The 14,416-nt window shown below is 38.7% G+C and carries 16 protein-coding genes and 1 other annotated feature; all 16 genes read left to right on the top strand.

The window, feature by feature from the left end; all coding sequences use genetic code 11:
* Window positions 1-166: 166 nt before the first annotated feature.
* The 16 genes from spoIIGA (at window position 167) to V7266_RS09340 (ending at window position 14,367) form a co-directional block, all read left to right on the top strand.
* Complete coding sequence (spoIIGA, locus tag V7266_RS09415) at window positions 167-1,108, top strand: sigma-E processing peptidase SpoIIGA (protein WP_335467630.1); 942 nt, start codon at window positions 167-169, stop codon at window positions 1,106-1,108.
* Window positions 1,109-1,153: 45 nt separating this feature from the next.
* Complete coding sequence (sigE, locus tag V7266_RS09410) at window positions 1,154-1,873, top strand: RNA polymerase sporulation sigma factor SigE (RefSeq protein ID WP_335467629.1); 720 nt, start codon at window positions 1,154-1,156, stop codon at window positions 1,871-1,873.
* 213 nt (window positions 1,874-2,086) lie between these two features.
* Window positions 2,087-2,866 carry an RNA polymerase sporulation sigma factor SigG gene (gene sigG, locus V7266_RS09405; RefSeq protein WP_335467628.1) on the top strand — a complete coding sequence of 260 codons (780 nt, stop codon included), beginning with the start codon at window positions 2,087-2,089 and terminating at the stop codon, window positions 2,864-2,866.
* 236 nt (window positions 2,867-3,102) lie between these two features.
* Window positions 3,103-3,372 carry a YlmC/YmxH family sporulation protein gene (locus tag V7266_RS09400; protein WP_335467627.1) on the top strand — a complete coding sequence of 90 codons (270 nt, stop codon included), beginning with the start codon at window positions 3,103-3,105 and terminating at the stop codon, window positions 3,370-3,372.
* A 69-nt stretch (window positions 3,373-3,441) separates the two neighbouring features.
* Window positions 3,442-4,257 (top strand): peptidoglycan editing factor PgeF, encoded by an 816-nt coding sequence (gene pgeF / locus V7266_RS09395; protein WP_335467626.1) that lies wholly within the window; start codon window positions 3,442-3,444, stop codon window positions 4,255-4,257.
* Between the two features lie 9 nt (window positions 4,258-4,266).
* The gene (locus V7266_RS09390) at window positions 4,267-4,944 is read left to right on the top strand and encodes a YggS family pyridoxal phosphate-dependent enzyme (RefSeq protein WP_335467625.1); all 678 of its coding nucleotides are present in this window, start codon (window positions 4,267-4,269) and stop codon (window positions 4,942-4,944) included.
* A gap of 12 nt (window positions 4,945-4,956) precedes the next feature.
* Window positions 4,957-5,421: a cell division protein SepF gene (locus V7266_RS09385; protein WP_335467624.1), complete on the top strand. Its 465-nt coding sequence runs from the start codon at window positions 4,957-4,959 to the stop codon at window positions 5,419-5,421.
* 5 nt (window positions 5,422-5,426) lie between these two features.
* Window positions 5,427-5,690, top strand: a complete 264-nt coding sequence (locus V7266_RS09380; protein ID WP_335467623.1) for a YggT family protein — start codon at window positions 5,427-5,429, stop codon at window positions 5,688-5,690.
* A 27-nt stretch (window positions 5,691-5,717) separates the two neighbouring features.
* Window positions 5,718-6,491 (top strand): RNA-binding protein, encoded by a 774-nt coding sequence (locus tag V7266_RS09375; RefSeq protein WP_335467622.1) that lies wholly within the window; start codon window positions 5,718-5,720, stop codon window positions 6,489-6,491.
* An 84-nt stretch (window positions 6,492-6,575) separates the two neighbouring features.
* Window positions 6,576-7,091, top strand: coding sequence for a DivIVA domain-containing protein (locus V7266_RS09370; protein WP_144562822.1), 516 nt, complete (start codon window positions 6,576-6,578; stop codon window positions 7,089-7,091).
* 50 nt (window positions 7,092-7,141) lie between these two features.
* Window positions 7,142-7,383: a binding site (T-box leader), on the top strand.
* Window positions 7,384-7,456: 73 nt separating this feature from the next.
* Complete coding sequence (gene ileS / locus V7266_RS09365) at window positions 7,457-10,228, top strand: isoleucine--tRNA ligase (protein WP_335467621.1); 2,772 nt, start codon at window positions 7,457-7,459, stop codon at window positions 10,226-10,228.
* A gap of 169 nt (window positions 10,229-10,397) precedes the next feature.
* Window positions 10,398-10,694, top strand: a complete 297-nt coding sequence (locus tag V7266_RS09360; RefSeq protein ID WP_335467620.1) for a hypothetical protein — start codon at window positions 10,398-10,400, stop codon at window positions 10,692-10,694.
* A 99-nt stretch (window positions 10,695-10,793) separates the two neighbouring features.
* Window positions 10,794-11,285, top strand: coding sequence for a signal peptidase II (gene lspA, locus V7266_RS09355; RefSeq protein WP_335467619.1), 492 nt, complete (start codon window positions 10,794-10,796; stop codon window positions 11,283-11,285).
* Complete coding sequence (locus V7266_RS09350; RefSeq protein WP_335467618.1) at window positions 11,257-12,162, top strand: RluA family pseudouridine synthase; 906 nt, start codon at window positions 11,257-11,259, stop codon at window positions 12,160-12,162. Before lspA ends, V7266_RS09350 begins: the two co-directional genes overlap by 29 nt.
* 188 nt (window positions 12,163-12,350) lie before the next feature.
* Window positions 12,351-12,893: a bifunctional pyr operon transcriptional regulator/uracil phosphoribosyltransferase PyrR gene (pyrR, locus tag V7266_RS09345; protein WP_335467617.1), complete on the top strand. Its 543-nt coding sequence runs from the start codon at window positions 12,351-12,353 to the stop codon at window positions 12,891-12,893.
* 169 nt (window positions 12,894-13,062) lie between these two features.
* The gene (locus tag V7266_RS09340) at window positions 13,063-14,367 is read left to right on the top strand and encodes a uracil-xanthine permease family protein (RefSeq protein ID WP_335467616.1); all 1,305 of its coding nucleotides are present in this window, start codon (window positions 13,063-13,065) and stop codon (window positions 14,365-14,367) included.
* Window positions 14,368-14,416 lie beyond the last annotated feature (49 nt).

The following is a 14,416-nucleotide window of genomic DNA, read 5'->3' as shown; positions in this document are numbered from 1 at the left end:
ATTTTCAACTATATGAATATGACAAAATCCGTTGGTTATAGTGAAAATTTCTGATTTTTTGATTACAGAAAGTGACACACTTCAGCTAGGAAAGTACGTTATACTTTTTCGTAAACAGAAGAATAAAGCTCAAATAGCCAAAAGCTGAATGAAGGAGGAAGCTTGCTTGACGGTTTATCTTGATGTGATTTGGGCTCTTAATTTGTTATTCGATAGCCTTCTCCTTTACTTAACGGCTATATTTCTTAAAAGAAAAATACAAATTTGGAGATTACTTGCCGGTGGATTTATAGGTTCATTGATCATTCTATTATCATTTACACCACTAAATGCCTATACCAGCCATCCCATCTCAAAACTTATTTGTTCAATGTTAATGGTATTAATAGCATTTGGATTTAAGAGGGTCACTTTTTTCTTCAAAGCTTTAATGACGCTATATGTTTCTACTTTTTTAATTGGCGGAGCAATAATGGGAGCCCATTATTTTATTCAAACTGATTTGGAACTATCCGTAAAAGTTCTAGCATCGAGTGGAAAGGGATTTGGTGACCCGATTAGCTGGCTGTTTGTTCTTATTGGTTTTCCCTTAGCCTGGCACTTTGCGAGAAAAAATGTAGAGGGCATGGAAATGACCAAAATTCAATTTGAGCAAATTGTCAATATTGAACTCCATATCGAAAATGAAATATTGCATTTCAAGGGACTGGTCGACAGTGGGAATCAATTGTATGATCCGTTGTCTAAACTCCCTGTTATGTTTGTATCTGTTAAAGACCTGGTTGAAACTGTTCCTGAATCTATTACTAAGCTCGCGGCAGCGGACCCAGAACAATTCATTATGGGGAATCAAGAAAACATGAATGAATGGCAGCATAGGCTGAGAATCATCCCATATAAGGTCGTTGGACAAGAGCATCAGGTAATTCTGGCTATCAAACCCGATCTGATTTTAATTGAACATAATGGCGATCAATATGTTTGTGAAAAAGGTCTTGCCTCGTTTACGATGCAGCGTCTCTCGGCAGATGGTGCCTTTGAATGTATTGTTCATCCTAAAATGCTCACCGGACCTAAGCGGCAAGGAGGGGCTGTGAAGGTAAGTTAATATAACTATACTCATTCGAAATATATTTTAGAAGGAGGAACAAGCATGAAAAAATGGAGATTTCGTATAACTTATTTTTGGTATAAATTACTGATTAAACTAGGACTTAAAACGGATGAAGTGTATTACATTGGTGGAAGCGAAGCATTACCGCCTCCTTTGAGTAAGGATGAAGAAGAGGTTTTATTGAAAAAGCTTCCCGGAGGCGACAAGGCAGCAAGATCAATTCTAATTGAACGAAATCTTCGGCTAGTTGTTTACATTGCTAGAAAATTTGAGAATACCGGCATTAATATTGAGGACCTGATTAGTATTGGAACAATAGGATTAATAAAAGCCGTAAATACGTTTAATCCTGAAAAGAAGATCAAACTTGCTACATATGCTTCAAGGTGTATTGAAAATGAGATTCTAATGTACTTAAGACGTAATAACAAAATAAGATCAGAAGTTTCGTTTGATGAACCTTTAAACATTGATTGGGATGGAAATGAGTTATTATTATCGGATGTTTTAGGAACAGACGATGATATTATTACAAAGGACTTAGAGGCTAGTGTTGATCGAAAGCTGCTTACGAAGGCATTGCACCAGCTGACAGACCGTGAAAAGCAAATTATGGAGCTAAGATTTGGCCTAACAAATGGTGAAGAAAAAACCCAAAAGGATGTTGCAGACATGCTTGGGATTTCCCAATCCTATATATCCAGACTAGAAAAAAGAATTATTAAAAGGCTGCGGAAAGAATTTAATAAAATGGTGTAAGTATAAGTGTTGCACCCAAAATTTTCAAGTTATTAAAGTAAGTATATTTTGCTAAAAGAAAAATTTTTCCACCTTAAAAACCTATTTAATTCATGATGTAATCGCATTTTTCGACATTTATGCACCTGCCCCCTGCTGAGGACAGGTGCATATTTTTCCTTCTCGGGGAGATACTGTTTTTTGTACAGCAGCTCCTGTGAGGAGGGAAAAGGATTGACTCGAAATAAAGTTGAAATTTGCGGTGTAGATACATCAAAACTTCCTGTTTTAAAGAACGAAGAAATGAGAATACTCTTCAAGCAAATGCAAGAGGGCGATATTTTTGCTCGTGAAAAGCTTGTCAACGGTAATTTACGACTTGTCCTAAGCGTCATTCAGCGGTTTAACAATCGTGGCGAGTTTGTCGATGACTTATTTCAGGTTGGCTGTATTGGACTTATGAAATCAATTGATAACTTCGATTTAGGTCAAAACGTAAAGTTTTCCACTTATGCCGTACCAATGATCATAGGAGAAATTCGAAGATATTTGCGTGATAATAATCCAATTCGTGTGTCGCGTTCCTTAAGAGATATTGCCTATAAGGCACTTCAAGTAAGGGAACGATTGATGAGCGAGACGTCACGTGAACCAACTGCTGAGGAAATCGCCAAGGTCTTAGAGGTACCACATGAGGAAATCGTCTTTGCCCTGGATGCAATCCAAGACCCGGTCTCTTTATTTGAACCCATCTATAATGATGGCGGTGACCCAATTTATGTTATGGACCAGCTAAGTGATGAAAAAAATAAAGATATTCATTGGATTGAAGAGATTGCCCTTAAAGAAGGCATGCGCAGGCTAAATGATCGTGAAAAGCTGATACTTAGAAAGCGGTTTTTCCAAGGGAAGACGCAAATGGAAGTGGCCGATGAAATTGGTATTTCTCAGGCACAAGTCTCTCGCCTTGAGAAAGCAGCCATTAGACAAATGAATAAAAATATTCAAAGTTAAAGCTGTCCAGCCGGACAGCTTATTTTTTGTGAGATAAATTGGGATGTTGATTTCCGCTTCAGGCGCGGGCGGTTCGCGGGCGGTCCGAGGGGTCTCCCCCTGTTCCGTACTCCCGCCTTCCGCTCCAATCAACATCGTTATAGGTTAACATTGTCATTTATCACAACCTATTTTTTATAGATAAAAAAGCCTGTGCCGACATATAGTGATAATAGTATGTTAGTGGGAGTGGTGATGTGGTGAAAATATCAGAATTTCAAATAAAAGATGTTGTAAATGTATCGGATGGGAAAAGACTCGGAAATGTTGGTGATATCGACATTAACCTAACAACCGGGAAAATTGAAGCTGTTATTATATCAGGCAGCGGAAGAGTTCTTGGATTTTTTGGTAAAGAGGAAGAAATAATCATTCCATGGAAAAATATCATTAAGATAGGCCAAGACGTCATATTAGTTAGGTATAAAGGCAGTAATGAATTGATCGGAGAGCAGACGGAAGTTTGATTTTCCCATTTTGGTGACCAAATTTTCTTTTCATGGTAAACTATAGAAAAAACAAATGAGGTATTTTTGATGGAACCCTTTGTTAAAAAGAACTTTTCCTATTTATCCATCGATAGCTGGATAAGAAACTACCCAACATTGGAGGCTGGCTTCACAACCAAGAATGGAGGGACAAGCAAGGGATACTATAAAACCCTTAACCTTGGTTTTCATGTAGGTGATGATGTAACCAATGTTTGTTCAAATAAAGAAAAAGTGGCTGAATTGCTGCAGTTCCCGTTAAACAACTGGGTTGGAGCAGAACAAACACACGATATCGTCATCAAGAAAATAACAAAAGCAGATCGTGGAACTGGATCCAATTCATACGAAGATTCATTTAAAGGTACAGATGGCTTTTATACGGATGAAGAGGGAATCCTGTTAACACTTTGTTTCGCTGACTGTGTCCCTCTTTTTTTTATTGCCCCCGAGAAGAGGATGATAGGAATTGCTCACGCGGGCTGGAAAGGGAGCGTTGGTCAAATCGCCAAGAAGATGATAGATGCTTGGGGACAAGAGGGAATTAAACCAGTTGAAATTCATGTCGCAATTGGACCATCTATTTGCGAAAATTGTTACATTGTTGATCAACATGTTATTAATTTTGTAGAAAAATCACTAGTAGAAGGCGCCGCATTAACCTATAATTTAATTACGGAGGGACAATTTTCCCTTAATTTACAAGAACTAAATAGGCGGATTCTGCTGGCATCTGGTGTTCCGGAGAAAAATATTCTTCAAACAAATCTATGTTCCAGCTGCGACCAAGAGGAATTTTTCTCACACCGCCGTGACAAAGGCAAAACAGGAAGAATGATGAGTTTTATTGGCTGGAAGGAGTAGTAGGTCACCATGAAAGTAGTTGAAAATTTAAAGAGAATTCATCAACAAATAAATGAAGCCTGCCAAAAAGTTGATAGGAACAGCGATGAAGTGACTTTGATTGCAGTCACGAAATATGTCAGCATTGAACGAGCTCAGGAAGCACTTGATGCAGGTATAAATAATCTGGGTGAAAACCGGGATGACAGCCTTTTAAAAAAATGGGAAGTAATAAAGGACAGGCCTGCATGGCATTATATTGGGACACTGCAAACACGCAAGGTAAAAAACATCATAGGTAAGGTAGATTATATCCATTCATTAGACCGCTTATCACTTGCAGAAGAAATTAATAAGCGTGCAAGCGATAAAATAAAATGTCTTGTCCAAGTAAATGTTTCAGGGGAAGAGTCGAAACACGGACTATCGATTGAAGAGGTCATTCCTTTTATTAAGTCACTTTCAAACTTTGAGCACATTGTTGTTGATGGACTCATGACAATGGCACCATTAACAGATAATGAACAAATTCTTCGTGATTGTTTTCGGAAATTAAGAGAGCTTCGAGATCAAGTACAGAGCATACAGTTGGAGTTTGCACCTTGTTCAAACCTTTCAATGGGAATGTCTAACGATTTTGTCATCGCCATTGAAGAAGGAGCAACTATGATTAGAATTGGAACAGCACTTGTCGGTGAAGACGGTTAAGGAGAGAAGAAAATGACGATTAAATCAAAATTAAAAACATTTTTCTTTTTAAATGATGAATATGATGATAACAATGATGAATATGAGGAGAAATCGGTTCCTGTCAAGCAAAAGCAGCCAACAACTGTCAAGACTCAAAATGTAGTTAATTTCCAAAGCGTACCAAAGCCAGTTAATACGTCCAATACAACTAAACCTGCAAAGGTTATCTTACTAGAGCCGGTAACCTATTCTGAATCAACTGTGATTGCTGATCACCTAAAGAATCGTCGTGCTGTAGTTGTCAATCTGCAAAGCATTGATCATGAACAAGGCCGTCAGATTATTGATTTTTTAAGCGGAGTAGTCTATGCCATTGGGGGAGATATTCAAAAAATTGGCTCAAGTATTTTTTTATGTACTCCTGATAATGTGGAAGTCACTGGGAATATAACCGATTTCCTTCCTGAGCACAATAACCCTAATACAAGGTGGTAATGTGGATGGCTTTAGTTTTTAGTCTATTACAACATTTAATTGAAATTTATTCATGGGCGTTAATTATTTATATATTGATGTCATGGTTTCCAAATGCTAGAGAATCTTCAATAGGACAAATTATGGCTAGGATTTGTGAACCCTATCTAGAGCCATTTAGAAGAATCATTCCTCCTATCGGAATGATGGATATTTCGCCAATAGTGGCATTTCTTGTTTTAAATTTTGCCAGCAGTGGATTAGCACGTGTCTATTTGTGGCTTACTTAAGAATGAAAATAGGTTGTGTTACTACAGATGAATATTTATCAACATTTTCGGCCTGAAGAACGGGAATTTATTGATCAGGTTTTACAATGGAAAAGCAATGTGGAGCAGCAATACGCCCCTAAACTAACGGATTTTCTTGATCCTAGAGAACAGCATATACTCAGGATGCTGATCGGTGAGTATGGTGAGGTAAAATACCAGCTCTTTGGAGGGATTTCTGGTTTAGAAAGGAACAGAGCACTCCTTTATCCAGATTATTTGGTCCCTACTGAGGCAGACTTTCAAATCAGCTTATTCGAAATTCAATATTCCCGTAAGTTTGTTACAATTGAACATCGGCAGGTTTTAGGAACGCTGATGTCTTTAGGCTTGAAACGGGGCAAATTCGGCGACATTCTGATAAGTGAAGGGCGTGTCCAATTTTTTGCTGCCAAAGAAATAAGCCAGTATATAAAAGGCAATGTTGAATCAATTGGCAGGGCTGGAGTTAAATTGGTCGAAATGGGCATTGAAAATGCCGTTGCCGCTGCTGAGCTGTGGGATGAGAATGAATTAACATTATCGTCCTTACGGCTCGATACGGTTATATCAGGAATTTATCATCTTTCCCGGCAAAAATCGCTATCCTTAATTCAGCATGGTCTCGTCAAGGTGAACTGGACTATAATCGAGAATCCTTCCTTTTCATGTGAAGAGGGAGATATGCTTTCAGTCAGAGGATACGGTCGGGCAAAGATTATCGGTATGGGTGGAAGAACCAAAAAGGAAAAATGGCGAATTACAATTGGAAAACAAAAATAATTGCAAATTAAGCAGGAATTAAGAAAAAACTGTCGAATATTTGCTTATACATACAGAAGCACAGATCGCATGGAGGTGGCATTAATGCCGTTAACGCCGTTAGATATCCATAATAAAGAATTTAATAAGGGTTTTCGTGGATATGATGAAGATGAAGTGAATGAATTTCTAGACCAAGTTATCAAGGATTATGAACTAGTACTTAGAGAAAAAAGAGAATTAGAAGAGCGCCTCAATGAGATGAATGATCGTCTAGGTCATTTTGTTAATATTGAAGAAACACTTAACAAATCAATCATCATCGCCCAGGAAGCAGGCGAAGAAGTAAAGCGCAATGCTCAGAAGGAAGCCAAACTTATTATAAAAGAAGCAGAAAAAAATGCGGATCGGATTGTGAATGAATCCCTTTCAAAAGCCCGAAAAATTGCCCTTGAAATTGAAGATTTAAAGAAACAATCAAAAGTTTTCCGTACAAGATTTAAAATGTTGATTGAAGCACAACTTGATATGCTGAATACAGATGATTGGGATCATTTATTAGAGTATGAAGTTGATGCTACAGAACTAAAGATTCATGAAGAAGAAGATTCCTTAGCTTGACGAAATACATTTTATTAGCATATAATTTTTAAACAGAGTAAATAGAATGAAAATTGACGATGAAAGGGACAGTACAATTTTTCTAAAGCTTTTTAGCGAGTCGGGGACGGTGCAAGCCCGGTAAAGTTGAAAAATTGGAAAATCACCCTCGAGTTCCAAGTTGAACCCCCAATGGGAATAGTAGGCTTAGGCGTGTTATTCACGTTACGAATGGTAAAGAGGATAATGCCACATACAAATGGTATTATTTATCAGGGTGGTACCGCGGGAATAAAACCTTCTCGTCCCTATTTGGGATGAGAAGGTTTTTTTTATTGTCTAATGGCTATTCTGTATATATGGATGATTACAGGAGGAAAGAGAAAATGGAATATAAAGATACACTATTAATGCCCAAAACGGAATTTCCGATGCGTGGCAACCTGCCTCAAAGAGAACCTGAAATTCAGGCAAAATGGGAAGAAATGAATATTTATCAAAAAGTACAAGAACGGACAAAGGGACGGCCTATGTTTGTCCTGCATGATGGACCTCCATACGCTAATGGCGATATCCATATGGGGCATGCCCTTAATAAGATTTTAAAAGATATGATTGTCCGTTATAAATCAATGAGCGGCTTTCATGCACCATATGTTCCTGGCTGGGATACACATGGTTTGCCGATTGAACAGGCATTAACCAATAAAGGTGTTAAACGGAAGGAAATGACAGTTGCTGAATTCAGGGAGCTTTGTGCTAAGTATGCACTTGAACAAATTGATAATCAGCGTACTCAATTTAAGCGTCTCGGTGTTAGGGGAGATTGGGAAAACCCATATATTACTCTTAAGCCTGAATATGAAGCACAGCAAATTAAAGTGTTTGGGGAAATGGCGAAAAAAGGCTATATTTATAAAGGTCTAAAGCCAGTATATTGGTCCCCATCAAGTGAATCAGCGCTAGCAGAGGCTGAAATTGAATATCAAGATAAAAAGTCTCCATCTATCTATGTGGGCTTTAAAGTCAAAGATGGTAAGGGTGTCTTAGATACAGATACACAAATTGTCATCTGGACGACAACTCCTTGGACCATGCCTGCCAACCTTGGTATTTCTGTCCATCCTGATTTAACTTATGTGGTTGTTTCCGTAAACGGTGAAAAATATCTCGTTGCTGAGGCATTATTAGAAGCTGTCACTAAAGAAGTGGGCTGGGAAGAATCGGAAGTTGTTCAAAAAGTTAAAGGTTCGGAATTAGAATATATCACTGCAGCTCATCCATTATATGGCCGTGATTCTTTAGTAATGTTAGGAGAACACGTAACTACAGATGCTGGTACTGGATGTGTTCATACTGCTCCAGGTCATGGTGAAGATGACTTCTATGTCGGACAGAAATATGGCCTAGATGTGTTGTGTCCAGTCGATGATAAAGGTGTAATGACGGCTGAAGCAGCGGGGTTTGAAGGTTTATTTTATGATACGGCCAATAAACCGATTGTTCAAGCTTTGGAAGACGCTGGTGCACTGTTAAAGCTCTCATTTATTACACACTCCTATCCACATGACTGGAGAACAAAAAAACCGGTAATTTACCGTGCTACTGCCCAATGGTTTGCATCGATTAAAGATTTCCGCAATGATCTATTAGAAGCAGTAAAGGAAACAAAATGGGTTCCTGCCTGGGGGGAAACAAGATTATTTAATATGGTTCGTGACCGCGGCGACTGGTGTATCTCCCGTCAACGTGTCTGGGGTGTTCCAATCCCTGTATTCTATGCGGAAAATGGTGAAGAAATTATCACAGATGAAACGATCGAACATGTTTCAAATCTTTTCCGTAATCATGGTTCAAATGTTTGGTTCGAGCGAGAAGCAAAGGATTTACTCCCAGAAGGCTTTACACATCCTGGCAGTCCAAATGGTACGTTTACAAAAGAAACGGATATTATGGACGTTTGGTTCGATTCTGGTTCTTCTCACCAGGCGGTATTGCTTGAGAGAGAAGATTTAGTCCGCCCAGCAGACCTTTATCTTGAAGGTTCAGACCAATACCGCGGCTGGTTTAACTCATCGTTATCAACCGCAGTTGCTGTAACCGGCAAGGCACCATACAAAGGTGTATTAAGCCACGGCTTTGCGCTTGACGGTGAAGGCAGAAAAATGAGTAAATCAATTGGGAATGTGGTCGTACCAGCTAAGGTTATGAATCAATTAGGTGCCGATATTTTACGCCTCTGGGTTGCTTCTGTTGACTATCAGGCTGATGTTCGTGTATCTGATGCCATCCTAAAACAAGTGGCAGAGGTTTACCGTAAAATTCGCAACACTTTCCGTTTCTTGTTAGGGAACTTGGCAGACTTTGATCCAGCTGTAAATAAGGTTGAATATACAAACTTACGTGAAGTGGATCAATTTATGCTGGTGAAACTTAATAAATTAATCAAATATGTTCGTAATGCTTATGAGAACTACGAGTTTGCCGGTATTTATCATGCTATTAATAACTTTTGTACGCTTGATTTAAGTGCATTCTATCTTGATTTTGCAAAAGATGTTCTTTATATTGAGGCAGCTGATAACCATGAGCGCCGTGCTATTCAAACCGTCCTTTATGAATCATTGGTAGCTTTAACTAAATTGGTTTCGCCAATTCTTTCTCATACAGCAGATGAGGTTTGGAAGTTTATCCCGGCTGTTAAAGAAGAAAGTGTACAATTAACAGATCTTCCAGAATACCTAGAGTTACAAGGAGCAGATGCTCTAGAAGAAAAATGGTCTGCATTTATGACACTCCGCAATGATGTGTTAAAAGCTCTTGAAGAAGCCCGTAATCAAAAGGTAATCGGTAAGTCTTTAACGGCGAAGGTAACTTTATATGTTAATGACAAATCAAAAGCGCTATTGGATTCCATCAGTGAAGACTTGAAGCAGTTGTTTATTGTTTCCGGTTTTGAAGTGGCTGGATTGTATGATCAGGCACCTGAACATGCCGTAAAATTAGAAACAGCGGCGATTGTGGTAACAAAAGCAGAAGGTGAAACATGTGACCGCTGCTGGATTGTTACACCAGAGGTGGGGCAAGATCCAGAGCATAGCGCTCTATGCCCGCGCTGTGCTGAAGTGGTAAAAGAAAACTATTCACATCTAGCATAAGAGATAGCCCCCTGTAAATGCAGGGGGCTTTTTTTGCTTTTTCAAAATACATTACTTTTAAATTTTACCTTTTTCTCTAATAGTTGTTGTCGTTGTCAATTGTTTGTCCGTGTCAGGAATGAATGTACGGAGATAATATTACAAATGACAAATCACGGAGGTAACAACTATGAATGCCATGCAGGAAAAGCTGTTTTTAGAACTCCGTCAAACGAAGGAAGAAATTGAGAATTCTCTTAAGAAGAAACAAAAGCAATCTTGGCTCATTTCCATTTTAAAGGCTGAACTTGCAGACATTAATTCGGCTATACAAAAGTTCGAGGATGGAAAATTTGGCCAATGTGAGATTTCGGGTGAATTTATCCCGGAAGATTTACTAAAAATGATTCCAACGATCAAGTCTATTAAGGACAGTGAGGATTTAGAATACTATTACAAAAAGCCCCTTTCATCTGCTTTTTTATAATGTTACATTGTCGTTTTGCGATTAAGTATGCTAAAATGCAAAAGAGATTAGAAAAGCGTATGGCTGACTCTAGTCAGCTTAGTGTGGAGGTATTTCTAAGTGTTTTATTACTTAATCGCAATTTTTGTAATTTTATTAGACCAATTTACAAAATGGTTAATTGTAAACAACATGTTATTAGGCGAGAGTATACCAATCATTAATAATGTTTTGTATATTACTTCTCACCGCAATCGTGGAGCTGCATGGGGAATCCTCCAAGGTCAAATGTGGCTTTTTTATGTTATTACCATTGTGGTTATTGTAGGAATAATCTTTTATCTGCAAAAAGCCGCGAGAGGTAAAATGCTATTAGGAGTTTCTTTAGCATTGATGCTTGGGGGCGCGATTGGTAATTTTATTGATCGTGTTTTGAGAAAAGAAGTAGTTGATTTTATCCATACGTATATTTTTAACTATAACTTTCCAGTGTTTAATATTGCCGATTCTTCACTAGTAATCGGCGTCATTTTGTTAATGATTCAAATGCTGCTAGATGAGCGGGGATCAAAGGAGAAATCATATGGAGAAAATGGAACACACCATTCTTGAAGATCAAAAAGGGGACCGAATTGATAAGGTTATTTCCGGGTTAGATGAAGAATGGTCACGTACACAGGTTCAGCAATGGATTAAAGATGGAAATGTCTTAGTAAACGGACAACCTGTTAAAACGAATTATAAATGCAGTAAAAATGATGTAATTGAAATAAATATCCCGGAACCAGAAGAATTAGATGTCATTCCCGAAGAAATGGATTTAGATATCTATTATGAAGATAAAGATGTGTTGGTTGTTAATAAGCCGCGTGGAATGGTGGTTCATCCTGCTCCAGGGCACATGACGGGAACACTTGTTAATGGATTAATGGCTCACTGTAAGGATTTATCTGGTATAAATGGAGTGTTAAGACCGGGCATTGTTCACCGGATTGATAAGGATACATCTGGACTACTAATGGTGGCAAAAAATGATCTGGCTCATGAAAGCCTTGTAAATCAATTAGTTGAGAAGACAGTTACGCGTAAATATAAAGCCATTGTTCATGGAGTTATCCCTCATGATTTTGGTACAATTGATGCGCCGCTTGCCAGAGATACGAAGGATAGACAAAGTATGGCTGTTGTCGATAACGGCAAACATGCGGTTACTCATTTTCATGTGATCGAACGTTTTAAGGATTTTAGTTTTATTGAATGTCAATTAGAGACAGGCAGGACCCATCAAATCCGTGTACACATGAAATATATTGGTTATCCGCTTGCTGGCGACCCAAAGTATGGTCCGAGAAAAACATTAGATATTGACGGACAGGCCTTACATGCGGGCATTCTTGGTTTTACACATCCAAGAACCAAAGAGTATGTAGAGTTTGAAGCGCCGCTGCCAGAAGATTTTAACCATCTTCTTGAACAACTGCGTAAATAATGATTGACGTACACCCAGTTATGGGGTAATATGAGTATAGTTTAATAAGCCTTTAATTCGGTCCTGTGAGGCTGAGAAGGAACGGTTATGTTATAGGCTCTACTTGGCCTGTAACTAAAATTAACTTGTTACCTCTCGCCAAAACCGGTGAGAGGTTTTTTATTTTAATATAATAAAGTAGGTGTAACATGACCCAAAAAGCTCTTGTCCTTGATGAACAAGCCATCAATCGGGCGCTTACAAGGATTGCCCATCAAATTATCGAGAAAAATAAAGGTATTGAGGAATGTGTACTTGTAGGTATTCGTACAAGGGGAATCTATTTGGCCAAACGCCTAGCCTCAAGAATAGAAGAAATTGAAGGAAATCCAATCCCAGTGGGTGAGATTGATATTACTCTTTATCGGGATGATTTAACAAAAAAAACGGAAACTCTAGAGCCGCTTGTGAAGGGTTCAGATATACCGGTTGAAATCAGTGATAAAAAAGTAATCCTTGTTGATGATGTGCTATATACTGGCAGAACTGTTAGAGCAGGGCTCGATGCGCTGATGGATATAGGCCGTCCGGCGTCCATCCAGCTGGCTGTCCTGGTTGACCGAGGGCATCGTGAACTTCCAGTAAGAGCTGATTATGTAGGTAAAAATGTACCAACATCCAGTGATGAAAAAATTGTAGTTCAACTAACAGAAGTTGATAACATTGATCAAGTAAGTATCTTTGACAAATAAATAGCAGCCCTTTTAAAAGGCAGTCCAGTGAGGCTGACAAAGGGGAAAAGCCAATATAGTATTGGCGATTCTATACCCTCTTTGTACCCTCATGTATACAATGAGGGTTTTTTTATGGCGAAAAGCAGACAATAAAGATAAACCATATATAAATGGGGGAGAAACAACAATGAATAATAAACCAATTTTAAATGTAGAGGAAATTCCAAAACCAGGTCAGTGGTTTACCTTAAGTTTACAACACCTATTCTCGATGTTTGGGGCGACTATCCTTGTACCCTATCTTATAGGCCTAAGTCCTGCCCTTGCCTTAATCTCAAGCGGATTAGGAACACTAGCCTTTCTCTTAATTACAAAAGGAAAAGTACCAGCATACCTGGGCTCATCTTTCGCTTATATAGCTCCGATAAAAATTCTTTATGAAACAGGCGGTGCTGGTGCAGCGATGGTTGGAACCTTCATTGCCGGTTTGGTTTATGGGATTGTCGCAATCGTGATTAGTAAGTCCGGTCACCGTTGGATCATGAATTTACTGCCGCCAATTGTTGTAGGGCCGGTCATTATGGTAATCGGTCTAGCTCTTTCTGGAAATGCCGTTGGTAACGCGATGAACGACGCTGCAGGAAAGTATAGCATGCTTCATTTCTCGGTTGCTCTAGTAACCTTGGCAGCCACCATCATTTTCTCGATTTTCGCTAAAAAGATATTAAGTGTAATTCCGATCTTGGCTGGGATTGTCATTGGATATATTTATGCGCTAATAGTTGGGATAGTCGATTTTAAACCAGTCTTAGATGCAAACTGGTTTGAAATGCCGGAATTTGTTATCCCGTTTGTCACGTATAAACTGAAGTTTTCATGGGACATTGTCGCTTTGGTTGTCCCAATTGCGATTGTTACTTTGTCGGAACACATCGGTCACCAGCTTGTTCTTAGTAAGGTTGTCGGACGTGACTATATTAAAAATCCTGGTTTACATCGCTCCATTTTAGGTGATGGTACAGCAACCATCATTTCCGCTTTAATTGGAGGTCCGCCAAAAACTACCTATGGTGAAAACATTGGAGTCCTGGCGATTACTCGAGTATACAGTGTATATGTTATTGCAGGTGCAGCCATATTCGCAATAATCTTCGGGTTTATAGGAAAAATAACAGCGTTAATCCAAACGATCCCAACACCTGTTATGGGTGGTGTATCAATCTTACTTTTCGGTATTATAGCTTCCTCAGGGTTGAGAATGCTTGTAGATAGTAAAATAGACTTTGGCGATAAACGTAATCTTGTTATCTCATCTGTAATCCTAGTCCTAGGGATTGGCGGAGCGATTGTGAAACTACCTTTTAATATTCAAATCCAAGGGATGGCATTAGCAGCTATTATCGGTGTATTGTTAAACCTAATTCTGCCGGGAAGACAAGAGGCAGATGAGAATATGTTTGAAGTGGACGAAGAAAATAAAAGAACTGCATAAATACAAAGAAACCTTTTAAAGGAAGTCCAGAGAGGCTTAGAAGGGTGTA

The sequence above is a fragment of the Neobacillus drentensis genome, from assembly GCF_036965645.1.
In the GTDB taxonomy this organism is placed as follows: Bacteria; Bacillota; Bacilli; order Bacillales; family Cytobacillaceae; genus Neobacillus; species Neobacillus drentensis_D.
The sequence above is the reverse complement of the archived record's forward strand: the minus strand, read 5'-3'. Positions and strand labels throughout refer to the sequence as shown.